This is a genomic window from Micromonospora sp. NPDC048909 (assembly GCF_040649635.1).
Taxonomy (GTDB): Bacteria; Actinomycetota; Actinomycetes; order Mycobacteriales; family Micromonosporaceae; genus Micromonospora.
Genome location: NZ_JBEZFU010000007.1, coordinates 89,174 through 109,997, shown reverse-complemented (window position 1 = coordinate 109,997; position 20,824 = coordinate 89,174). Strand labels below are relative to the sequence as shown.

The following is a 20,824-nucleotide window of genomic DNA, read 5'->3' as shown; positions in this document are numbered from 1 at the left end:
CACGGGAGAGCACGATGCAGAACTTCGCCACCCCCGCCCCGATCTCCGCCGTCCTGGACATCCCCGCCGGACGCATCCAGTTCATCGCCGCCGACCGGGCCGACACCACCGTCGAGGTCCTGCCCGCCAACCCCGGCAAGAGCCGCGACGTCAAGACCGCCGAGCAGACCACCGTTGCCTACGCCGACGGCGTGCTGCGGATCCGTACCCCCCAGAACCAGCTCTTCGGCCCCTCCGGATCCCTGGAGGTCACCGTCCAGCTGCCCGCCGGCTCCCGCGTCGAGGCCAAGACCGCCGCCTCCGAGCTCCGCGGCGTCGGCCGCCTTGGCGACGTCACGTTCGAGGGCGCGTACCGCCAGATCAAGATCGACGAGGCGGCGAGCGTCCACCTCACGGCGATCGACGGCGACGTCGAGGTCGGCCGGCTCAACGGCCCGGCGGAGATCAGCACCACGAGGGGCGACATCCGGATCACCGAGGCAGTGCGCGGCACGGTCGTGCTCAGCACCCAGTCCGGCGACATCTCGATCGTCGCCGCCGCCGGTGTCTCGGCCGCCCTGGACGCCGGCACCGGCTACGGCCGCGTCAGCAACGCCCTCAAGAACGATGGCACCGCTGAACTCGACATCCGCGCCACCACCTCCCACGGCGACATCAGCGCCCGCAGCCTCTGACGAGGCAGGACCAGGACCATCGGGCCGGGCCCACCGCGATCGAGATCCAGTCGGTCGTCACCGACGACGCGGCCGTCCGTCCCGATGGCCCTGCGATCCACGTGCAGGGCCCGGAGAAGTCGTACCAGACCGCCCAACCCGACCAGGTGGAGAAAATGACGAAGAACAGCACTTCCTCGACCAGTTCGAAGTGGACCGGCATGGTGCCGGTCGACGACACGGCCCTGGCCGTCACCGACACCGGCGGTCCCGGTATCCCGGTGGTCTACCTCAACGGCCAGTTCGCCACCCAGGGGTACTGGCGGCGGGTCATCGCCGAGCTGGGGACGGGGTGGCGGCACATCACTTACGACGAGCGGGCTCGCGGCAAGTCGAAGCGTTCGGCGGACTACTCCTTCGAGGCCGCCGTCCGGGATGTCGATGCCGTTCTCGCGGCCCGGGGCGTGGACCGGGCGCTGCTGGTGGGCTGGTCCTACGGAGCGTTCGTCGCGTCACACTGGGCGAGCCGCAATCCGGACCGTACCGTGGGCGCGGTCCTGGTCGACGGCGCGTTCCCGCACGACTGGCTCGACGAGGCGATGGAGCAGCGGATCCGGAAGCTGTTCCGGCGGTTGGGCTGGTTCCTGCCGCTGCTGCGTCCGACGGGCCTGACCCCGCGGATGACCGCCGAACAGCAGGCGAACAGCAACATCGAGATCGGCGTGATCTCCCGCGAGCGCGAGCTGGGACCCGTGCTGGACAACATCACCGTCCCGGTGCGGTATGTGGTCGCTTCGGGGACGTCGTTCGGAAGCCGCGGTGATGAGCAGGAACGGATACGCGCCAGCCTCGACACGGTGACCGCCCGCAACCCCAACATCAAGATCAGCGCGAAGCTCGCCAGCAACCACGGTGCGATCCTGCGCAAGGGCTTCGCGGCCATCGCCGAGGCCGTACGAGAGGTCGCCGCCCTCGACCGCGAGGCGGCGCGGAAGACACGACCAGCGGACTGACGACAACCAGACATCCTCGCCACCATCGTCCAGCTCAACCGCGTCCGGGTCGCGTCAGGGCAGCAGCCCTTGGCGCGAGCCGGACGCGGTGAAGCTGTAGCGGTCGAGCCCGTCGAGATCGGGTTTCATCGGTGGATCAGGGTTTTGATGTCGTCGAAAAGTCGGTCGTGAGCGGCGGCCGCCGCTGGGGAGGTCAAATCCATGTCCTGGATGAAGCCGTGCGCCAGTCCGGGCTCCTCCCGGTGGATCACACGTACCCCGGCGTGCGCCAGTCGCTGCCCATAGGCGTTGCCCTCATCGCGCAACGCGTCGTGTTCGGCGGTCACGATGAGGGCGTCCGGCATGCCGCGCAGGTCCGCCACCAGCAGCGGGCTGCCGAGCGTCCGGTCGGCGGGATCGGGTGTCCACTGCGAGATCGCCCAGGTCAGGAAGTCGGCGTCCAGCGTGTAGCCGGACCCCTTCTCCGCGATGCTGGGCTGCGAGAGCGTCAGGTCGGTGTTGGGGCAGATCAGGACCTGGACGGCGGGCAGGACATCACCCGCGTCTCGTAGCCGCAGGCAGGCCATGGTGGCCAGGTAGCCGCCCGCGCTGTCTCCGGCCACCGCGAAGGGCCGGGCCCAGCGCAGCACCGCCGCCACATCCTCGATGGCGATGGGGTGGCGATACTCGGGCGAGCGCCGGTAGTCCACGGCCAGCACCTCGACATCGCAGGCATCGGCGATACGGCGGCAGGTCCGGTCATGGGTGTCCAGGTCACCGAGGACGAAGGCGCCGCCGTGTGCGAACACCATCAGCGGCCGCGCCTGCTCGCAGGGCCGGTAGTGGCGTAACAGGAGCCCGTTCGGACCGGCGAGATCTTCCACGTGGGTCATCACGGGCCCTCGGGGTCGGTCTGCGGCTCGCCGACGTGAGCCTTCGCGCAGTTCCGACACCTCGGGCAGGCTCACGGTGCGGCATCTCGTTTCCGGGGCTCCAGGACCACCACCGCGGTCTCGGACGACCGCAGCGCCGCGAAGGCGTCGAGGTTCGTGTCGATCTCGCGCCAGCGGGCCCACAGCCGCGACCGCTCGTCGCCTGTTGCGGCGCGTCCACGTACCAGCCGCTGCCCGCCGACCATGTCGACGGTCGCATCCGGATGCGTCTGCAGGTTGAGCCACCAGGCCGGCTCACCCTCGCCCCAGCCATTCATGGCCAGGGTGAACAGATTCGGCCCGTCGTCCAGGTACGCGATGATGACGCTGCGCTGCTGGCCGCTGCGGCGCCCGGTGGTGGTCAGCCGCAGGGTGCCCCAGCGGTCGGCGCGGGGCCGCCAGAGTCCGACCCGGCCGCCGGAGACCCGGTACAGGCGCCGGTGCACCCACCAGGCCGACCGGATGAACCAGCGCGGCGGAAGCTTCGGCTTTTCCGCCCGATTTTCGTCCGACATGACGACCTCCCACACCTACCAGGCGATGGTACGAACAGGGTGCCAGCCGCTGGAACCCCCTGGTGCGCTTCGCGTCCCCCGCGCCGTACCGGAAGTCTGGCCGATGAGCGCGCAGTCTGTACGCACCCGTCAGCTGTAGTACTTCACGAGGCAGAACTCGTGGTCCTCCGGATCGGCCATGATGACGACCACGCCCTCGGCATAGTCGTGCCGTTCACCGGTGAACCTGCCACCGAGATCGATGACCAGCGTCATGGCCTCGTCGATGTCGTCGACGGAGACGTCGAGGTGGATGCGCACCTTACCTGTTTGAGGCTCCGGCACTGGCTGGAACACCAGCCGCGGCTGAGCGTCACCCCGCTCGCCCAGGTAGACCCAACCCTCCTGCGACGGCCCGGGCTCGCGGCCGAGCAGGCCGCTCCAGAATCGGGCTACCCGCTCGGGCTCAAGGCAATCGATCGTCACACCGGACCAGACGTTCGCCATGTACTGATCCTGACAGTGCTCCGGTGGTTGGGTCGGATCGCGGAGCCAGCGGGTTAGCATCGGTAGATGGCCTCGTCCCTGGACGCGCTTCCGAAGATCGGTGCGCCGGCGACTCGAGCCCTGCACGCCGCCGGATACACCACCCTGCGGCAGCTCGCGGGCATTCCCCGATCGGACCTCGCTGGACTGCACGGCATGGGACCGAAAGCGCTCGGGATCCTCCAGGCCGCCCTTGAGCAGCACGGCCTCAGCCTCGGCTGAGATTCGCACGCCCAAGCACAGTGGCGGCTCGCCCGCCGCTCATCGGGTTTCGGCGTACCCAGGAGGTCAGGAGTCGGCCTGCCGGCCTGCCCCGCTGAGCAGTCGGTCGCCGAGTTCGGTCCGCGAGTAGAGCACCTGCCGGCCGGCCCGGCGCGAGGCGAGCAGCCCGGCGGCGCGCAGCGCCTGGAGATGCACGCTGAGCGTCGGCGCGGAGAGCGCCATCTGGGTGGCGGCCTGGCTGGTCGACATCGGCAGGTCCAGCTGGGCCAGCAGGGCGGCCCGGGTCTGCCCGAGGACGCCGGCGAGCGCCGAGCCGGTCTGCGCGGGGTGCTCCTGCTCCTCCCAGAGCCGGCCGAGGCCCCGCGGGGAGTAGGAGACGCTGGGGGAGTCCGGCTGCGCGGTCCGCACCAGGACGTCCGGCCAGGCGAAGGCGCACGGCACGAGGAGCAGGCCGCGCCCGCCGCAGTCGGCGTGCCCCTCGTAGTACTTGACGATCGTCAGCGTCTGGCCGGCGAACAGGACCGACGGGTGCAGGTTGCTCATCATCCGGTCGACGCCGCCGTCGGCGAGGGCATCGAGCCGGTAGGCGATGTCGTCGTTGAGCAACGCGTCGATCCGCGGCCAGTCCGGGGCGATCGCGACCCGGTGGTACGCCTCGAGTGCCTCGGTGACGGGCCCGATGCCCGCGTCGGGCCGCTGCAGCAGCGCCTGGAGCAGGGCTTGCCGCCCTTCGCGGCCGGACCCCTGCTGGGCGACCCGGTGGCCCGCCAGGTGCGCCAACTCCTGCGCCACGACCTCCGGATCGGCGTCGGCGATCCGCGTGAGCGCGTCCGCGAAGGTCGAGGACCGGCGATCCGGCGGCGGCACCAGGAAATCGGGGATGTAGCCCTCCGGACGCACCAGCGCCCGCAGTAGCTCGAGGTCGCGCTTGCGCAGCCGGCCCGATCGCTCGGCGAACCTGTCGATCCAGGGCCGGTGCAGGTGCCGGCCCTGCCCGCCGGCGGCGAGCGCACGAAGGCTGGCGACGGTCTCCGTGAGCGGCGAGGCGGCGAAGCGTACGCGGGTCAGGTCGGCCGCCGTGAAGTGCAGGTGGATCACGCAGCCGCTCCTTCCGATTAGGTCTGAGCCTAATCGTGGCCGTCCGGACGACACCACCGAAGACTGAGGACATCCACTTGGACCACACGGATGGGACATCAAAGATGCGTACGTTGATCTACACCGCCTTCGTCTCGCTGGACGGCGTCGTCGACTCTCCCGGCGGCGGTAGCCGATCCGAGGACCACCGCAGCGGCGGCTGGACCTTCAAGGACATCGAGTTCCGGCCCGAGGCGTACGAGATCAAGGGTCGGGAGACCGAGGAGGCCACCGCGCTGATGTTCGGCCGGACCAGCTACGAGGCGTTCTCGCCGTTGTGGCCGGACATGGAGGAATTCGCCGCCCTCAAGGAGCTGCCGAAGTACGTCGTCTCGACCACCCTCGGCGAGGACGCCCTCGTCGACAACTGGGGTGACATCACGATCCTGCGTTCCCTCGAGGACGTCGCGAAGCTCAAGGAGACCGACGGCGGCCCGATCTTCATTCACGGCAGCGCAACCCTCGCCCGCAACCTCGCCGACGCCGGCCTGATCGACCGCTACCACCTGCTGCTCTACCCGGTGCTGCTCGGTGCCGGCAAGCGGATGTTCAGCGACACCGACAAGGAGAAGCAGATGCTGAAGCTGGTCGAGTCCGAGACGTACGCCAACGGCATCACCAAGCTCGTCTACGACGTCGCCCACTGAGGTGGTCGCCATGCCCCGCGGACCGATGACGGAGGCCCTACCCGCAGCGTACGAACGGCTGCATGCGTACGGGCCAGAGTTCGGCGGCGACGAGGAGGGTAACCACGGGATGACCAACCACGGCCCGATGGCCGTGGAGGTCATGGTCCGGCGGGGACTCGACATCGACGTCGAGGGCTGGCTCGACCGCTACGTACGCCGTTTGGCGGGGCTGCCGGGCACGAGCGCGGCCATCCGACCCGGCGAATGGGGCGCGGCGCTGGGCCAGGCGCGACGGCTGCCCGACTGGGCCGCATACTTCCGGCACGAGCTGACCGAGCGGCCGTGGTCGGAGGTGCTCGTCGAGTGGTGGCCGCGGCTGCTCCCGGGAATCGTGGCCGGCTCGACCCACGGTGTGATCCGGGTCAGTCACGCGGTGCGTACGCTGCGCGGCAGCGTTCAGGCCCCGGCCCAGCAGACCCTCGACGAACTGGCCCACGGGCTGGCGTTCTGGGCGGCGCGCTACCGCGAACTGGCCGGGGTGGTTCCGCCGGCGGGCACCCTAACACCGCGACAGGCCCTGCCAGCCGTCACCCGGCTCAAGGACCAGAGCGGCTTCATCGCCCACCGGCTCGAACGACTCGAACGCAGCCCGGGCTGGACCGCGAGCCTGCGCGCGCTGGAACCCGCCGCCTCCGCCGAGGAGGTCCCAGCGCGGCTTGACTCGCTCGTCGACAGCGCCGTCAAGACGTACCTCGGGCTCGGCCACGGCTCGCCGGTCCTGCTGGTGCACGCCGCCACCGCGCCCAACGCCGTGCGGCACGTGCTCCCGGTCCTGCCACCCGAGCAGTGGCTACCGAGCCTGACCGCGGTCTGGGCGGCAGTGGCGGCGGTCATCGCGGCGTACGCCCCGGCCCGGCCGGCCCCGCGCGCGGAGATCGTCCGGCGCTATCCCGAGCTGACCCGCGAGGATGCGCTCCAGCGGGCGGCGGAGCACGGCGACGAGCACGTCCTGAAGTTCGCCGACACGGCTGTCGAGTCGTACGACCGCGTTGGCGACCCCGAACTGCTGGCCGCGACCCTGCGCGTCGGCGACCTGATCGACCGTCCCTGATACCTCAGAAGGGTCAAATGCTCACGACCTTGGCGCGGGCGGCCGGGCAGCGAATCCCCTACCTGGCGGAGATCCCCATCTGACTCAGCCTGGATGGGCCCGATACGATTCGAGGTGATGCCCGGCTTCACTGACCCTCCCTTGGTCTTCCTCGATGTGGATGGAACGTTGATTCCGTTCAAAGTCCGGCACCCCGGCCGGGAGCCTGCCTTGGGCGGCGTCGCTCAGCCAGTGAACGAAACTGGTAATCCTCTGCTTGACAGGCTCGACCCGGACGACGGTCGCCGGCTGTTGGCGTTGGGATGCCAGCTGGCCTGGGCAACGACATGGATGATCGAGGCGAACGAGGTCATCTCGCCGCGACTCGGGCTTCCGGATCTGCCCGTCGTCGAATGGCCGGACGGCGACGGCGATCCACCGCACGGTCTGCACTGGAAGACCATCGTCCTGACGCGGTGGGCGGCCGGACGACCCTTCGTGTGGCTTGATGACGAGATAACTGTTACTGACCGGCGGTGGATCGCAACGCATCATCCGGGGCGGGCGCTGCTGCAGCGTGTCGACCCATACGTCGGCCTGACCGACGCGGATTTCTCAGCAGTACGCGAATGGCTCGAGTCGGGCGACGGCGACTGATCACACAAGCTCACGTGCCGCAGACTGCTCTGATGAAGCCTTGTCGGATGAGGAGGATGCATGAGACTGGGACGAGTGCTGGTGATCGGTCTCGATCCCGTCAGGATCCCGGGCTGGGATCCTGAGCCAGTCCTGGCGGCGATCGCACGCGGTCAGGCTCGGTTCGACGATCATGGCATCGAGGCCGACATGTGCTTGGTGGCACTCGACGAGAACGCCGAGGGCACGATCGTCGAGGCGTTGACCCGGAACGACTACGCCTGTGTGGTGGTCGGGGGTGGCATCCGCAAGCATGAGCCGTTGCTCGAGTTCTTCGAGAAGGTGGTCAACCTCGTCCGGCGCCATGCTCCCGGCGCGGCGATCGCCTTCAACAGCAGCCCCGAGGACACTGCCGACGCCGCTCTGCGCTGGCTGCGGTAGGTCAGCCTGGGCGCGGCGTCCGGCCCACCACCGACGCCCGAGAAGTCAGCTCAGCGTGGCCGCCTTGCGCAGCAGCACCGAGCGTTCGCGCTGGTTGGCGCACAGCCGGGCCGCCAGCTCCAGCTCGGCGCGCGCTTCCGGTCGCCGTCCGAGCCGGGCCAGCAGCTCACCGCGTACGGTCGGAACCAAATGCGAACCGGGGAGCCGATCCAAGGCGATCAGCTCGTCCACCATGGCCAGGGCTTGCGCCGGACCCGAGGCCATGGCCACGGCGACGGCCCGGTTGAGCTCGACCACCGGCGAGGGCGCGACCCGGCCGAGCGCCTCGTAGAGCACCACGATCCGGTCCCAGTCGGTCGCCTCGACCGAGGGCGCCGACGCGTGGATGGCGGCGATCGCGGCCTGCAGGCCGTAGGGGCCGAGGCCGCGAGTCGACGCCTTGGCCAGCGCGGCCAGCCCACGGCGGATCGCCGAGAAGTCCCACCGCCGCCGGTCCTGATCCTCGAGCAGGATCGGGGAGCCGTCCGGGCCGGTCCGCGCCGGGAAGCGCGCGGCCGTCAGCTCGCACAACGCGAGCAGGCCGTGCACCTCCGGCTCGTCCGGCTGCAGCGCGGCCAGCGTGCGGGCCAGCCGGATCGCTTCGTACGCGACGTCGGGGCGCAGCAGCCGGTCGCCCGACGTGGCCGTCGACCCCTCGGTGAAGATCACGTAGAGGACGCTGAGCACGCCGCCCAGCCGCTCCCGGCGCTCGGCGGCCGGCGGCAGCTCGAACGGCACCCCGGCCGCCGCGATCGTCTTCTTGGCCCGGGTGATGCGGGCCTGCACGGTCGGCACGGGTACGAGGAACGCGCGGGCGATCTCCTCGCTGGACAGGCCGCCGACCACGCGCAGGGTCAGCGCCACCCGGGCCTCGGGGGAGAGCACCGGGTGGCAGCTGACGAACATCAGCGCCAGCACGTCGTCATCGATCTTGTCGGGGTCGATTTCTTCGTCGACCACCGGGTCGGCCGCCAGCAGGGCGTATCGGTCCTGGAGGGCGGTCCGGCGGCGGATCGCGTCGATCGCCCGCCGTCGGGCCGTGGCCATCAGCCAGCCGGCCGGATTGGCCGGAGAGGCGAGCGGCCACGACACCAGCGCCTCGGCCACCGCCTCCTGGGCCGCGTCCTCGGCCAGCCCGAAATCGCCGGTGAACCGGGTCAGCGCGGCGACGATCCGCGCCGACTCGATCCGCCAGACGGCCTCGACCTCGGCCGTACCCATCAGATCTGGCCGCTGGTCTCGCGCCCGGCCCGTTCCTTGACGATCCGCTCGTTGCCCTGCGGGACCTCGTCGCTCCCGGCCACCCGGCGGACCTCGATCTTGGACCCGGGGACCGCCGGCACCCGCTTGGCCCACTCGACCGCCTCCTGTTTCGAGGCGACATCGAGCAGGAAGTAGCCCCCGAACAGTTCCTTGGTCTCTCCGTACGGCCCGTCAGTGACCACCGGGGCCTCGCCGCTGAAGTCGACCACGACGCCCCGGCCCGGATCGTCCAGCCCTTCGGCCGCGAGGAGAACACCGGCCTTGATCATCTCCTCGATGAACCGACCGGTCGCGGCCATCGCCTCGTCGATCGAAGCCATCATGGCCGCGTTCGTCTCGTCGGTGCCCCGCATGATCAGCATGTACTTCGGCATCGCGTTCTCCTCATCCGGCGGGGCCGCCGCTCGACCCTCGCAGCCACACGTCGAACGGGCGGCCCGCGGATCGACAGGGTCCGGGAGAAATCTCTCGCCGCGACGCAGCCGATCCCTCCGACCCGCGTTTCGTCCGTCAGACCGGCCCGTGAGCGATGGCTGGCGCGGTCGCCATGCTGATCAAAAAGCTTAACGTCGCAGCTTTGGAAGGCAACGCTCACGGAACTGGGAAAGCATTCGCTGACGGATGACCATCGGGTGATCCAGGTTCGGGCCGGTGTGCTGTCTGCCATGCTCGGCACGCCAGGCGGGACGTCGGGACCACTGTTCAACGCTTCACCTGGCTGCCCGGCAGGAGGCCGAATGGTGGATGCGGCGGAGCGGTTCGACCTCTTGGTGGTCGGCGTGGAACGGCCGTATTACAACGTTGTAGAACGGGCGCAAGAGACCGCGGAAGCGGGCTGGCCGCCCAGATGGATCCGGTACACATCCGAGGTGCAGGTCGCTTCCGCGCACGGGGCCGCCGTTCGGGTCGTCGCCCCGGCCTCGCCGCGGTGTCCTCAGGCCAGGAGACGTTCCCGCATCGTCGCGCCCAGGTTGATCACCCCTACGGCCCGAGGGCCGGCCGGATCGTGCACGGCGAGGGTGTTGTTGCGGCGCATCAGCTCGCGGACCGCGGGTGGCAGCCGGGGCGGGTCGTCCATGGCCGCGAGGACCTGCGCGGCGCTCGAGATCAGCCGATCGGCCAGGCCGGCGGCGTCGGTGTCGACCCGCACCCGGCCGTACTCCCAGCCGGCGGTGGTGAGGTCGAGCACCTCGAACATACGGGTCACGAGCGGGTTCGGATCGGTCACCCGGTCGAGCCGGGACGCCTGGCCGCCGATCACCGCGACCGCTGCCGGCACCTGGGCGTACGGGTGGAAGCCGCTCGGCAACGCGAACAATGGCCACCGCAGGGCCGGGCCGGCCTCCTTCCACAGCGGCCGGTAGTTCCGGCGGTGCACCAGGAGTCGCCGGCCCGTCCGTCGGTGTATCTCGTGGGCCTGGGCCTGCAGGTCCGCGTGGGCCTCGTCGGCGACCTGGCTGACGATTTGGGCCGCCACCATCAGGCCGTCATCGCTGTTCAGCAGCCCGGTGACGGCCTCGACCTGCTCGGAGAACCGGATCTGCGCACGTGCGCCGTACCGGTGCTGGACGTCCCGTAGCAGCGCCTGCTGCCGCCCCGCATCGAGCTGGACCCGCCCGCCGCCGCCCAGCAACCGCCGGAGCCAACGCATTTCGCCTCGTTTCAGCAGAGCCGTCCCGGACCGCGGCAATGCTAGTGCGTCGGGCCTACCTCGACGGTGATGGGGTGGCTGAGCGATCTCCGACCTGGGAGCGGAACACCTCGGCTGCCGGCATGGCGCGTCCCGTTGACAGCACGAAGCCCTGGTCGGATCGAGGTCCGACCAGGGCTTCGCGGCTGTTCTGCTGATTCGATCGTGTCAGGCGACGAAGCGGGTACGGCGACGGCGCGCCACCACGAACAGGGCGGCGCCTGCGGCCAGCAGTGCGGCGGCGCCGCCGCCCAGCAGGATGCCGGACTGGCCGGTGATCGGCAGCGACGGGCCGTCCCCGTCCCCGCCGCCCGCACCGCCGGCCGGGTTCACGACCAGCTTCGCCACGTCGTTGTCCGACGTCACGTCAGAGGTCGAGGACTTCGCCGTGACGGTACCGGTGAGTTTCCCGGCGGCGTCGACCCGCAGCCCGAAGCCCCACGTGACGGCCTGGTCCACCGCGAGCGGGTGGATGGCCGTGCGGCAGACGTAGCCGGTGTCCGCCTTCGTGCAGCCGGCGGGCACCGTCGTCACGGTGGTGCCCGCCGGCGGCGTGAAGGCGACGGTCGCGGCCGGCTCGGTGATACCGGAGGCGTACGCGGGACCGAGATTCTTGACGCCGACCTTCGCGGTGGCCGTGGCGCCCACGGCGGCGCGGACCTCCCCGCCGACGGCGCTCACGTCGGAGCGGTTGGTGCCGTCGACGGTGACGATCACGTGCTGCGTGTCCAGGAAGAACGAGTCCTCGGTCTGGGCGCCCTCGGCACGCAGCCCCGCGGGCTTCCGGACGAGGCGGAGGGTGCCCTGCGTGCCGCGGGTCGGCTTGGTGGCCCGGACCATGTCGAGGTTGTCGCGCCCGTCGATCGGGGTCGACCAGGTGAAGCTCGCACCGGCAACGCCCGGCGCCGGCACCTGTGGCCGCAACTGGAGCGGCAACTCCTCGGAGAGCACGTACTCCTGCCCCGCAGCCAGCGTCGCGTCGAAGTGGCAGTACGCGGCGAAGCTGCCGTATTCGCAGTTGTCGTAGCGCTTCGGCACGGTGAACATGGCCTCGTAGAAGAAGAACAGATCCACGCCGGTGATCGCGTTGTCCCCGGTGTTTCGCACCGTGAGCGGGTTCGTGATGGTGTCGCCCGGCTTGGCCTTCTTGGTGATGATCGGCCCAACCTCCAGGGCGACCTTCTCGCTGATGGTCACCTTCGAGGTCCTGGTGAATGTCTGGTCCCGGCTGGTGACCTTCACGCTCACCTCGCCCTCGTCGCCGATCTGCGCTGCTTCCTCGGGCCGGAAGGTGAGCGTGGTGATACCCGCGAAGAGGCTCTCCGCCGCGATGCGTTCAGGTAGGGGCGCAGGCGGCCCTGGTACGACACAGAGCTGCCGGATGGTCCAGCGGGTGAGGTGCTTGCGGCCATGCCGATGAGCGCCGCCGCGCGCTCGATTTCACGCTGCGGACGAGCCCGGGGAGCCCGTGCCGTCGACGCACGGTTCCCCTGCGGGTCGCCGAGGTGCTCTACGGTGCGGCGACGCAGAAGTGGCCTAACGTCTACCCGGGGGCGCGCCCGCTCAGACCACGATAAGGAGTCCCGCCCATGATCGGACTGGCTGACATCCGTGGCTATGCGATGGCGCTGCCTGACGTCGTGGAAAAGCCGCACTTTCGCCTGCCCGGCTTCCGGGTCGCGGACAAGCTCCTCGTTCATCTGGAGAAGGGCGACGCGCACGCGATCGTGTGTGTCGGGCAGACGGAGGCCAAGGTGGCGGCCGCGGACCGCCCGGACGTCTATGAGGAGGTGTGGCGGAACGGCCGGATCTTCGTCGGCCTCCGCGTCGACCTGGCCAAGGTCACCGAAAAGCGTGTGCAGGAACTGATCGAGCAGGCCTGGCGCAACCGGGCGCCGAAGCGCCTCGTCGCCGAGTACGACAGCCGCTGACGCTCCGACCGCGGCGTGGGATTGGCACGGATCACGGCCGACCGGCAGGCGCAGGGCAGCGTTGAGGACTGTTCTGATTGCGCGGGTGTCACACCTAGAACTACTATGCATTGCAGATCTAGGTATAGGCGGTCACATGCACATCACCAAGGACCTCGTCGCGGCCTCGGCGACGCCACTCGTGCTGGGGATCCTCGCCGAGGGTGAGAGCTACGGCTACGCGATCCTCAAGCAGGTCAACGACCTGTCAGGCGGGCAACTGGAGTGGACCGACGGCCTGCTCTACCCACTGCTGCACCGCTTGGAGCGGCTCGGCCACGTCGAGTCGGCCTGGGAGACCCCACCCGGGGGACGGCGCCGGAAGTACTACCGCATCACCGACCAGGGCCGAGCCGAGCTCGCCGAGCAGCGCCGCCAGTGGGCGGCTGTCGTCGACGCCCTGAGGGGTGTCTGGAGCACGACGCAGTCCATCAAGCCGATCACGGCACCGGCATGGGGGGCGGGACTATGACCGTCGACAACGAGCTGGAGGGCCAGATCGCCGAGTGGCGGGCCTACATGCACCGCCGCCGGGAGCTGCGACACACCGATGCCGAGGAGCTGGAGGACCACCTTCGCAGCCGGATCAGCGAGCTGACCGAAGCGGGCCTGCGAGCCGACGAGTCTTTCCTCATCGCTGTGAAACGCATGGGCAGCCTCGACGAACTGTCGCGAGAGTTCGCGCGCGAGCACTCCGAGCGGCTGTGGAAACAACTCGTGCTCCCCGGGGAGCCGGACGCGCCGACCGCCGCCCGTTCCCGTCGCGAGTTGCCCGTCATGGTGCTCTGCGCCGCTGTCGCGGCGCTCGCGATCAAGGTGCCGTCGTTGTTCGGGCTCGACCTGGCAGAAGGCGACGGTAGCTTCTACGCGCGAAATGCCAGCCTCTTCGCGCTACCGGCGCTGGCGGCCTACTTCGCCTGGCAACGCCGCGTCGGTCTTCGCGTCGTCGGGGTGCTCGCGTTGCTGTTCGTTGTCGGCGCGGTCGCCGTGAACGCGTATCCGCTGGCCGACGACTCGCAGACCCTGGTGCTGACCGCGATCCACCTGCCGATAGCGCTGTGGCTGGTCGTCGGCGTCGCCTACGCGGGCGGCGACTGGCGTTCGGACCGGCGGCGAATGGACTTCATCCGGTTCACCGGGGAGTGGCTGATCTACTTCGTCCTCATCGGACTCGGCGGCGGCGTGCTCACGGCCTTCACGGCGGGCACCTTCAACGCCATCGGCCTGAACGCCGAGGGGTTCATCCAATCGTGGTTGGTGCCCTGCGGGGCCACGGCCGCGGTCATCGTGGCGGCCTGGCTGGTCGAGGCCAAGCAGAGCGTCATCGAGAACATGGCACCGGTGCTGACCCGGGTCTTCACGCCGCTCTTCGCGGCCACCCTGCTGGCCTTCCTGATCGCCGTCATCTGGACCGCCAACGGCATCGACGTCGAGCGCGATGCGCTCATCCTCTTCGACCTGCTGCTCGTCATCGTGCTGGGCATGCTGCTGTACGCCATCTCCGCCCGTGACCTCACGGCCCTGCCCGGTCTCTTCGACCGCTTACAGCTCGCGCTCATCATCAGCGCTTTGATCATTGACGTCCTGGTGCTGGCGGCGATCACCGGCCGGATCACCGAATGGGGCTTCAGTCCCAACAAGACCGCCGCATTGGGTGAAAACCTCATCCTGCTCACCAACCTGGCGTGGTCGGCATGGCTGTACCTCGGCTTCGTGCGTGGCCGGATGCCCTTCGCCCGTCTGGAACGCTGGCAGACCCGTTACGTGGTCGGATATGCCGCCTGGGCCTGGACGGTCGTGCTCGCCTTCCCGCCCCTGTTCGGCTTCGCGTGAGCCGCGCGTGCGGTTGCGGCCCTCTGCGGCGGCAGCCGAACGGGTCCCCTGATCGTGTTGCTCCGGTGGATCAGGCGACAGGCACGATCGGAGCGCGTCCTCAGGGGGCGAGACGGACGCCCGACTGGGTTCTCGTTGCCTCGACCTCCCACCGCTTGCCGAAGGCGGACACGTTGCTGAACTGGATCCGCCCGATCTCGGGCGGGATCTCGGGGTCGAGGGTGAGTTGGCCGTCCCTGGGCTCCAGACCGAGCATGGTGCGCATGAAGAGGATGGGCGCCGCGCTGGCCCAGGCTTGTGGGTTGCAGGCGGTCGGGTAGGGGACGGGGGCGCGGCCGAAGGACCGGTCGTAGCCGGAGAAGGCCTCGGGAAGGCGGTGTTCGGAGAACTCCGCGGCGTCGAGCATCGCCATGATGATCCGGTTGGCCTCCTGGCGGAATCCGTAGCGGGCGAGGCCGTGCGCGATGATCGAGTTGTCGTGGGGCCAGACGGTGCCTCGGTGGTAGCCGATGGGGTTGTAGGCCCGATCGGCCGTGGAGGTCGTCCGGACGCCCCAGCCGGAAAAGAGGTGTTCGGACATCAGGTGGCCGGCGATGATGGCGGCCCGCTCGGTGGGGACGATGCCGCTCCAGAGCAGGTGGCCCATGTTGGAGGTCATCACGTCGATCTGCCGGTTGTCGCCGTCGAGACCGAGCGCGTAGTAGCCGCCGCGGTCGTCGATCCAGAAGTCCCGGTTGAAACGGTCGCGGAGGTCGGCGGCCTCCGCGCGGAGCCGGGTGGCGAGTGGGGCGTCGGCGAGCGGGCCGTCGGCGAACTCGGCGAAGCGGAGTTTGGCGTCGTAGGTGTAGCCCTGGATCTCGCAGGTGGCGATGGGGAGGAAGGGCATGGCGCCGGTGGAGAACAGGACGCCGTCCCAGGAGTCGCGCCAGCACTGGTTGCCGAGCCCCTGGGGTGAGCGGGTGGCGTACTCGACGTAGCCGTCGTTGTTGCGGTCGCCGTGTTCCTCGACCCAGCCCAGCGCGGCGTAGGCGTTGTCGCGCAGGTCGCGCACGAACTGGTCGTCGCCGGTCCAGCGCCAGTACTCGGAGAGAAGGATCAGCCACAGTTGGGTGGCATCGGCGCTGCCGTAGTAGGGGTTGTGCGGTTTGAGGCCGAGCCTGGTCAGCTCACCGGATCGGTACTCGTGCAGGATCTTGCCGGGCTCCTGGTCGGTGAAGTCGTCGAACTCGGTGGCCTGGTAGAGGGCGAGCGCGAGCAGTGCGCCCTGCGCCAGGTCCGGGCCGCCGCCCATCGTCTGGTAGGCGGTGATCAGCATGTCCCGTCCGAATACGGTGAGGAACCACGGCAGCCCCGCCGACAGCAGAACGACGGGCTCGTCCTTCAGCCGTATCTCGTTTCGTAGGGCGGTCAGATCCACGGTGGACTTGTGGTACATGGCGCTCAGCACGGCCGAATCCGTGTGCAGGATCGGTTTGGCGTTCTGCCAGCGAGCCAGGGGATCGTCGTGCTCGACGTCGAAGGCCTCGCCGAAGCCGCGGTTGGTCGGTGCGGTCTCCGTCTCGCCGTAGTCCAGTGGGACGCGCAGGTCGCACCGCCACTCCTGGTTGGGTGCCAGGTGTAGGTCCCACACCATCTCGTCGCCCGCTGTCTCGCTCGCCGGGGGATCCGCCAGCACCTCGGTGCGGGCCTCGAAGGTGTGGTTGCGGTAGGTGAAGTCCAGCCGCGAGCCGTCGGTGGCATGTGCGCGGGTGATCTGGTGGGAACGATCCCGGACGGTCTCCTTGATCTCGAACAGGTCGGCGAAGTCCGTGCCCACCGCCAACCGGACCTGGATCGACACCGCCTTCTCGGCGTACGACTGCAGCTCGATGCGTTCGTGCATGCCGTCGCCGATGAACCGCTGCCGGCGTACCCCGATGGCGTTGGCGTGCAGGCCGGGGAGTTCGGGGTTGGCCAGGAAGAACGCCGCCGAGTAGTCCTCCACCGTGCCCGAGCGCAGGACGAGCAGCGGCGACCCGCAGATCGTGAGTTGCCACCGGTTCAGAAAGCGGGTGTCGTCGTGCACCAGCCCGCCGATCGAGCCCGGAGGCACGTCGCCGGCCGCGTCGGAGAACATGAACGTCCGCCGCTCGAGCACACCGACCGCGTCCGGTCCCAACTCGGGTGGGAGATTCCGGACCGTCTCGCTGGGGATGTCACTCGGACGCGTCACATCGGGCATCGGATCGGCCGGGGTGGGTCGGCGAGCGGTGTTCGTCACGGCGCACCTTCCGACGAGCAGAGAACGACCAGACGCGAGATGCCTTCATCGCTCAACGTAACCGCAGGCCGCGGCTGGTTCGTCGGAATCCGGCGGCCGGCGGCATCTCCGGAGGCGGCGCAGCCGGCAGCCACCGGCAGGTCGGCCCGCCAGAATCCGGGTCTCGGCGGTACGGTGTCTGATATCGCTGGGTTTCGCCGTTTCGGTGAGCTCCCATCGGGTTAAGACCGACGATAAACTTGAACTATTCCAGAAGAGTGGACTATGTTCGGCAGGTGACGTCCGACTTCGAGGCGCAGCTGCGGGCTGTCTCGTTGCGGGTGACCCGGCCTCGGTTGGCGGTGCTCGCCGCGCTACGAGAGCATCGCCACGTCGATACCGACACCGTGATCCGGCTGGTACGGGCCGATCTCCCCACGGTCTCCCACCAGGCGGTCTACGACGTCCTGCGGGCGCTCACCGATGCCGGTCTGGTGCGGCGCATCCAGCCCGCCGGCGCCACCGCCCGCTACGAAGCGCGGGTGGCGGACAACCACCACCACGTCGTGTGCCGTTCCTGCGGCGCGATCGCCGACGTCGACTGCGCCGTCGGCCACGCCCCCTGTCTCACCGCCTCGGACGACCACGGCTTCGTGGTCGACGAGGCGGAGGTCGTCTACTGGGGCACCTGCCCCGACTGCGCGACCGAACGCACCGCCCAGTGATCCGCCAGTTCGGAAGGAAGTAGATGAGCGACACCCAGGACCAGGCCCCCGCCAGCGCGCAGGGCGTGGACAAGAAGGAGGCGGCCGGCTGCCCGGTCGCGCACGACTCCGTGACTTCGCAGGGCAGCGAGAGCGAGAACCCGGGGATTCCCTCGCCGACCCCGAAGACCGGTGGGCGTCCGCGCACCAACCGGGACTGGTGGCCCAACCAGCTCGACCTGTCGGTGCTGCACGCCCACTCCTCGAAGGGCAACCCGCTGGGCGAGAGCTTCAGCTACGCCAAGGAGTTCGCCAAGCTCGACGTCGAGGCGCTCAAGCGGGACATCGTGCAGGTGCTCACCACCTCGCAGGACTGGTGGCCGGCCGACTTCGGCCACTACGGCGGTCTGATGATCCGGATGAGCTGGCACTCCGCGGGCACGTACCGGATCCACGACGGTCGCGGCGGCGCCGGTGACGGCGGGCAGCGTTTTGCTCCGCTCAACAGCTGGCCCGACAACGCCAACCTCGACAAGGCGCGCCGCCTGCTGTGGCCGGTGAAGCAGAAGTACGGCCAGAAGATCTCCTGGGCCGACCTGCTGGTGCTCGCCGGCAACGTGTCCCTGGAGTCGATGGGCTTCAAGACGTTCGGCTTCGCCTTCGGCCGGGAGGACGTCTGGGAGCCCGAGGAGATCTTCTGGGGTCCCGAGGACACCTGGCTGGGTGACGAGCGCTACGTCGGCGAGGCCGAGATGGCGCCCGAGGTCGGCGCGACCGAGATGGGCCTCATCTACGTCAACCCGGAGGGCCCGAACGGCAACGCGGACCCGCGGGCGGCGGCGTACTTCATCCGGGAGACCTTCGGCCGGATGGCGATGAACGACGAGGAGACGGTCGCGCTGATCGCCGGCGGCCACACCTTCGGCAAGGCCCACGGTGCGGCCCCCGCCGAGAACCACGTGGGCCCGGAGCCCGAGGGTGCCTCGCTGGAGGCGCAGGGCCTGGGCTGGCTGAGCAGCCACGGCAGCGGCAAGGGCCGGGACACGATCACCAGCGGCCTCGAGGTGACGTGGACCGACGTGCCGACGCAGTGGAGCAACCGCTTCTTCGAGATCCTCTTCGGCTTCGAGTGGGAGCTCACCACGAGCCCCGCCGGCGCGAAGCAGTGGGTCGCCAAGGACGCCCCGGAGATCATCCCGGACCCGTTCGACGCGTCGAAGAAGTACAAGCCGACGATGCTCACGACGGACCTGGCGCTGCGTTTCGACCCGGCGTACGAGAAGATCTCGCGCCGCTTCCTGGAGAACCCGGACGAGTTCGCGCTGGCCTTCGCCAAGGCCTGGTACAAGCTGCTGCACCGCGACATGGGTCCGGTCAGCCGCTTTCTCGGCCCGTGGGTCGCCGAGCCCCAGCTGTGGCAGGACCCGGTGCCGACCGTCGACCACGAGCTCGTGGGTGACGCCGACGTCGCCGCCCTCAAGGCGAAGGTCCTGGAGTCCGGCCTCACGACCGCCCAGCTGGTCTCCACCGCCTGGGCGTCCGCCGCGAGCTACCGCTCCACCGACAAGCGCGGTGGCGCCAACGGCGCCAGGATCCGTCTCGAGCCGCAGCGCAGCTGGGAGGTCAACCAGCCCGAGCAGCTCGCCACGGTCCTGGAGACCCTGGAGGGCATCCAGCGGGAGTTCAACCAGGCCGGCGGCGCGAAGATATCGCTCGCGGACCTGATCGTGCTGGCCGGCTCGGCAGCGGTCGAGAAGGCGGCGCGCGACGCCGGCGTCGAGGTGACCGTGCCGTTCCGTCCGGGCCGCACCGACGCCACGCTGGAGCAGACCGACGTCGAGTCCTTCCGGGTCCTCGAGCCGCGCGCCGACGGGTTCCGCAACTACCTGCGTCCCGGCGAGAAGACTCAGCCGGAGGTGCTGCTCATCGACCGTGCCTACATGCTCAACCTGACCGCGCCCGAGATGACCGTCCTCGTCGGCGGCCTGCGCGCCCTCGGGAACAACGTCGGCGGCGCGCAGCACGGCGTCCTCACCGACCGGCCGGGCGTGCTCACCAACGACTTCTTCGCCAACCTGCTCTCCCCGGGCACCCGGTGGAAGGCGTCGGAGTCCGACGAGCACGTGTACGAGATCCGGGACCTGGCCACCGACGAGGTGAAGTGGACCGCCACCGCGGTCGACCTCATCTTCGGCTCCAACTCCCAGCTGCGGGCCCTCGCCGAGGTCTACGCCAGCCAGGACGCCCGCGAGAAGTTCGTGGCCGACTTCGTCGGCGCCTGGACCAAGGTCATGGAACTCGACCGGTTCGACGCCGCCTGATCCTGCTCCAACCGACGAGCCCCGGTCGATTCGCCAACGATCGACCGGGGCTCGTCCACCATCGGATTCGGGCCGGTCGGGCCCGGCATCCTTGGCCTCGTACGTGAACCATCACCGCCGGTGCGCGCTGAGATCCGTCTCAGCGCGCACCGTTCGTGTGCGGGGGACGGTCGGCAGGGGCAGCCCATCGCCAACATCGCCGTCATCTACCGAGACGACCAGGGCAAGGTCCAGCACCTGGTCATGAATCACCGGCCCCTGCCGGCCGTACTGCTCTTCTCCCGTCTCATGGGCGAGCAGTTCCGGGGAACGGCCTACGCCGAATTCTTCGCCACTCCCGAGTGAACCCGAGGAGGACCGGACGTCCGACAACGCCACACTGCGCTACGACGTGCTCGTCTCCGGCCTCGCACCGGTACAGGACGATGTGCTGCCCAACGGGGAGCGACCGCACTGGTCGCCCCTGGCGCACACGCTGATCCACGGACCCCGCGAAGCCGTGGTCGTGGATCCGCCCATCACCGTGGCCCAGACGGACGCCCCTCGCCGACTGGATCGAATCCTTCGGCAAGCGGCTGACCCACATCTACATCACCCACTGGCACGCCGACCACTGGCTCGGTACCGGGCGGCTGGTCCGGCGATTCCCCGGCACGGTCGCGTACGCCGGCCCGCGGACGGTCGACCGCATCGTGCGCAGCACCCCGGACGGTGTGCCGGCGGTCCTGTGGAGCGATCTGTTCCCGGGGCAGCTCGGTGGCCCGCCGATCGAGATTCCGATCGAGCCGGCCCCGATCCGGCGGCTTCACCGTCAATGGGGAGCAACTGCTGGCCCCCTGACCGCATCCGGTCGGTGCGAGGCGCTCGACAGCACTGCGCACAGCCATGCCGGCCGAGGGGGTCATCGCACCACCGAGCCGAGGACCCTCCGCCGATCGGACGTCGGATCGAGGGTCGCGGCCGTATTGTGCGGCAACGCCGCAATCTGCTGCT

The 20,824-nt window shown here is 69.6% G+C and carries 22 protein-coding genes; 13 read left to right on the top strand and 9 right to left on the bottom strand.

The window, feature by feature from the left end; translation table 11 throughout:
• Positions 1-14: 14 nt before the first annotated feature.
• Positions 15-674, top strand: a complete 660-nt coding sequence (locus tag AB0C04_RS20430) for a DUF4097 family beta strand repeat-containing protein (RefSeq protein WP_357056829.1) — start codon at positions 15-17, stop codon at positions 672-674.
• Positions 675-829: 155 nt separating this feature from the next.
• The gene (locus tag AB0C04_RS20425) at positions 830-1,666 is read left to right on the top strand and encodes an alpha/beta hydrolase (protein WP_357056826.1); all 837 of its coding nucleotides are present in this window, start codon (positions 830-832) and stop codon (positions 1,664-1,666) included.
• Between the two features lie 125 nt (positions 1,667-1,791).
• On the opposite strand, the gene AB0C04_RS20420 is transcribed toward AB0C04_RS20425, so the two are convergent.
• The 3 genes from AB0C04_RS20420 to AB0C04_RS20410 form a co-directional block, all read right to left on the bottom strand.
• Positions 1,792-2,538 carry an alpha/beta hydrolase gene (locus AB0C04_RS20420; RefSeq protein WP_357056823.1) on the bottom strand — a complete coding sequence of 249 codons (747 nt, stop codon included), beginning with the start codon at positions 2,536-2,538 and terminating at the stop codon, positions 1,792-1,794.
• A gap of 71 nt (positions 2,539-2,609) precedes the next feature.
• On the bottom strand, positions 2,610-3,092 hold the full coding sequence (locus AB0C04_RS20415; protein ID WP_357056820.1) for a nitroreductase/quinone reductase family protein: 483 nt from the start codon (positions 3,090-3,092) through the stop codon (positions 2,610-2,612).
• Between the two features lie 129 nt (positions 3,093-3,221).
• On the bottom strand, positions 3,222-3,578 hold the full coding sequence (locus AB0C04_RS20410) for a VOC family protein (RefSeq protein ID WP_357056817.1): 357 nt from the start codon (positions 3,576-3,578) through the stop codon (positions 3,222-3,224).
• A gap of 66 nt (positions 3,579-3,644) precedes the next feature.
• On the opposite strand from AB0C04_RS20410, the gene AB0C04_RS20405 reads away from it, so the two are divergent.
• Entirely contained in the window at positions 3,645-3,839 is a 195-nt protein-coding gene (locus AB0C04_RS20405) for a DNA-binding protein (RefSeq protein ID WP_357056814.1), read from the top strand.
• 66 nt (positions 3,840-3,905) lie between these two features.
• Here AB0C04_RS20405 and AB0C04_RS20400 read toward each other — a convergent pair whose 3' ends face one another.
• Complete coding sequence (locus AB0C04_RS20400; RefSeq protein WP_357056811.1) at positions 3,906-4,937, bottom strand: DUF5937 family protein; 1,032 nt, start codon at positions 4,935-4,937, stop codon at positions 3,906-3,908.
• Positions 4,938-5,041: 104 nt separating this feature from the next.
• On the opposite strand from AB0C04_RS20400, the gene AB0C04_RS20395 reads away from it, so the two are divergent.
• From AB0C04_RS20395 to AB0C04_RS20380, 4 genes are all read left to right on the top strand, one after another.
• Positions 5,042-5,623, top strand: coding sequence for a dihydrofolate reductase family protein (locus AB0C04_RS20395; RefSeq protein ID WP_357056808.1), 582 nt, complete (start codon positions 5,042-5,044; stop codon positions 5,621-5,623).
• Positions 5,624-5,633: 10 nt separating this feature from the next.
• Positions 5,634-6,716: a questin oxidase family protein gene (locus tag AB0C04_RS20390; RefSeq protein WP_357056805.1), complete on the top strand. Its 1,083-nt coding sequence runs from the start codon at positions 5,634-5,636 to the stop codon at positions 6,714-6,716.
• Positions 6,717-6,833: 117 nt separating this feature from the next.
• The gene (locus AB0C04_RS20385; RefSeq protein ID WP_357056802.1) at positions 6,834-7,352 is read left to right on the top strand and encodes an HAD domain-containing protein; all 519 of its coding nucleotides are present in this window, start codon (positions 6,834-6,836) and stop codon (positions 7,350-7,352) included.
• 75 nt (positions 7,353-7,427) lie between these two features.
• Positions 7,428-7,772 carry a hypothetical protein gene (locus tag AB0C04_RS20380; protein WP_357056799.1) on the top strand — a complete coding sequence of 115 codons (345 nt, stop codon included), beginning with the start codon at positions 7,428-7,430 and terminating at the stop codon, positions 7,770-7,772.
• A 45-nt stretch (positions 7,773-7,817) separates the two neighbouring features.
• Here the strand turns inward: AB0C04_RS20380 and AB0C04_RS20375 are convergent, their stop codons facing one another.
• The 4 genes from AB0C04_RS20375 to AB0C04_RS20360 form a co-directional block, all read right to left on the bottom strand.
• Entirely contained in the window at positions 7,818-9,032 is a 1,215-nt protein-coding gene (locus tag AB0C04_RS20375) for a sigma-70 family RNA polymerase sigma factor (protein WP_357056795.1), read from the bottom strand.
• A complete protein-coding gene (locus tag AB0C04_RS20370) occupies positions 9,032-9,448 on the bottom strand; it encodes a YciI family protein (RefSeq protein WP_357056792.1) in 417 nt (138 codons plus the stop codon). Before AB0C04_RS20370 ends, AB0C04_RS20375 begins: the two co-directional genes overlap by 1 nt.
• A 560-nt stretch (positions 9,449-10,008) precedes the next feature.
• Positions 10,009-10,725 carry a hypothetical protein gene (locus tag AB0C04_RS20365; protein WP_357056790.1) on the bottom strand — a complete coding sequence of 239 codons (717 nt, stop codon included), beginning with the start codon at positions 10,723-10,725 and terminating at the stop codon, positions 10,009-10,011.
• 207 nt (positions 10,726-10,932) lie between these two features.
• Complete coding sequence (locus AB0C04_RS20360) at positions 10,933-12,012, bottom strand: hypothetical protein (RefSeq protein ID WP_357056788.1); 1,080 nt, start codon at positions 12,010-12,012, stop codon at positions 10,933-10,935.
• 341 nt (positions 12,013-12,353) lie between these two features.
• Between AB0C04_RS20360 and AB0C04_RS20355 the strand changes: the two genes are divergently transcribed.
• From AB0C04_RS20355 to AB0C04_RS20345, 3 genes are all read left to right on the top strand, one after another.
• Positions 12,354-12,695 carry an MmcQ/YjbR family DNA-binding protein gene (locus tag AB0C04_RS20355; protein WP_357056785.1) on the top strand — a complete coding sequence of 114 codons (342 nt, stop codon included), beginning with the start codon at positions 12,354-12,356 and terminating at the stop codon, positions 12,693-12,695.
• A 136-nt stretch (positions 12,696-12,831) separates the two neighbouring features.
• On the top strand, positions 12,832-13,206 hold the full coding sequence (locus AB0C04_RS20350) for a PadR family transcriptional regulator (protein ID WP_357056782.1): 375 nt from the start codon (positions 12,832-12,834) through the stop codon (positions 13,204-13,206).
• Positions 13,203-14,567 carry a permease prefix domain 1-containing protein gene (locus tag AB0C04_RS20345; RefSeq protein ID WP_357056779.1) on the top strand — a complete coding sequence of 455 codons (1,365 nt, stop codon included), beginning with the start codon at positions 13,203-13,205 and terminating at the stop codon, positions 14,565-14,567. The genes AB0C04_RS20350 and AB0C04_RS20345 overlap by 4 nt, the downstream gene beginning before the upstream one ends.
• Positions 14,568-14,667: 100 nt before the next feature.
• Here AB0C04_RS20345 and AB0C04_RS20340 read toward each other — a convergent pair whose 3' ends face one another.
• Positions 14,668-16,827 (bottom strand): glycogen debranching N-terminal domain-containing protein, encoded by a 2,160-nt coding sequence (locus AB0C04_RS20340; protein WP_357056776.1) that lies wholly within the window; start codon positions 16,825-16,827, stop codon positions 14,668-14,670.
• A 275-nt stretch (positions 16,828-17,102) separates the two neighbouring features.
• Between AB0C04_RS20340 and AB0C04_RS20335 the strand changes: the two genes are divergently transcribed.
• The 3 genes from AB0C04_RS20335 (at position 17,103) to AB0C04_RS20325 (ending at position 20,176) form a co-directional block, all read left to right on the top strand.
• Complete coding sequence (locus AB0C04_RS20335; protein ID WP_357056773.1) at positions 17,103-17,531, top strand: Fur family transcriptional regulator; 429 nt, start codon at positions 17,103-17,105, stop codon at positions 17,529-17,531.
• 23 nt (positions 17,532-17,554) lie between these two features.
• Positions 17,555-19,831, top strand: a complete 2,277-nt coding sequence (gene katG, locus AB0C04_RS20330) for a catalase/peroxidase HPI (RefSeq protein ID WP_357056770.1) — start codon at positions 17,555-17,557, stop codon at positions 19,829-19,831.
• 120 nt (positions 19,832-19,951) lie between these two features.
• Complete coding sequence (locus AB0C04_RS20325; protein WP_357056767.1) at positions 19,952-20,176, top strand: hypothetical protein; 225 nt, start codon at positions 19,952-19,954, stop codon at positions 20,174-20,176.
• Positions 20,177-20,824: the final 648 nt, after the last annotated feature.

Excerpts from the sequence above, each read along its gene's own strand:
- AB0C04_RS20430 (WP_357056829.1), top strand. The coding sequence starts at position 15 with ATGCAGAACTTCGCCACCCCCGCCCCGATCTCCGCCGTCCTGGACATC.
- AB0C04_RS20425 (WP_357056826.1), top strand. The coding sequence starts at position 830 with ATGACGAAGAACAGCACTTCCTCGACCAGTTCGAAGTGGACCGGCATG.
- AB0C04_RS20420 (WP_357056823.1), bottom strand. The coding sequence starts at position 2,538 with ATGACCCACGTGGAAGATCTCGCCGGTCCGAACGGGCTCCTGTTACGC.
- AB0C04_RS20415 (WP_357056820.1), bottom strand. The coding sequence starts at position 3,092 with ATGTCGGACGAAAATCGGGCGGAAAAGCCGAAGCTTCCGCCGCGCTGG.
- AB0C04_RS20410 (WP_357056817.1), bottom strand. The coding sequence starts at position 3,578 with ATGGCGAACGTCTGGTCCGGTGTGACGATCGATTGCCTTGAGCCCGAG.
- AB0C04_RS20405 (WP_357056814.1), top strand. The coding sequence starts at position 3,645 with ATGGCCTCGTCCCTGGACGCGCTTCCGAAGATCGGTGCGCCGGCGACT.
- AB0C04_RS20395 (WP_357056808.1), top strand. The coding sequence starts at position 5,042 with ATGCGTACGTTGATCTACACCGCCTTCGTCTCGCTGGACGGCGTCGTC.
- AB0C04_RS20390 (WP_357056805.1), top strand. The coding sequence starts at position 5,634 with ATGCCCCGCGGACCGATGACGGAGGCCCTACCCGCAGCGTACGAACGG.
- AB0C04_RS20385 (WP_357056802.1), top strand. The coding sequence starts at position 6,834 with ATGCCCGGCTTCACTGACCCTCCCTTGGTCTTCCTCGATGTGGATGGA.
- AB0C04_RS20375 (WP_357056795.1), bottom strand. The coding sequence starts at position 9,032 with ATGGGTACGGCCGAGGTCGAGGCCGTCTGGCGGATCGAGTCGGCGCGG.
- AB0C04_RS20370 (WP_357056792.1), bottom strand. The coding sequence starts at position 9,448 with ATGCCGAAGTACATGCTGATCATGCGGGGCACCGACGAGACGAACGCG.
- AB0C04_RS20365 (WP_357056790.1), bottom strand. The coding sequence starts at position 10,725 with ATGCGTTGGCTCCGGCGGTTGCTGGGCGGCGGCGGGCGGGTCCAGCTC.
- AB0C04_RS20355 (WP_357056785.1), top strand. The coding sequence starts at position 12,354 with ATGATCGGACTGGCTGACATCCGTGGCTATGCGATGGCGCTGCCTGAC.
- AB0C04_RS20350 (WP_357056782.1), top strand. The coding sequence starts at position 12,832 with ATGCACATCACCAAGGACCTCGTCGCGGCCTCGGCGACGCCACTCGTG.
- AB0C04_RS20345 (WP_357056779.1), top strand. The coding sequence starts at position 13,203 with ATGACCGTCGACAACGAGCTGGAGGGCCAGATCGCCGAGTGGCGGGCC.
- katG (WP_357056770.1), top strand. The coding sequence starts at position 17,555 with ATGAGCGACACCCAGGACCAGGCCCCCGCCAGCGCGCAGGGCGTGGAC.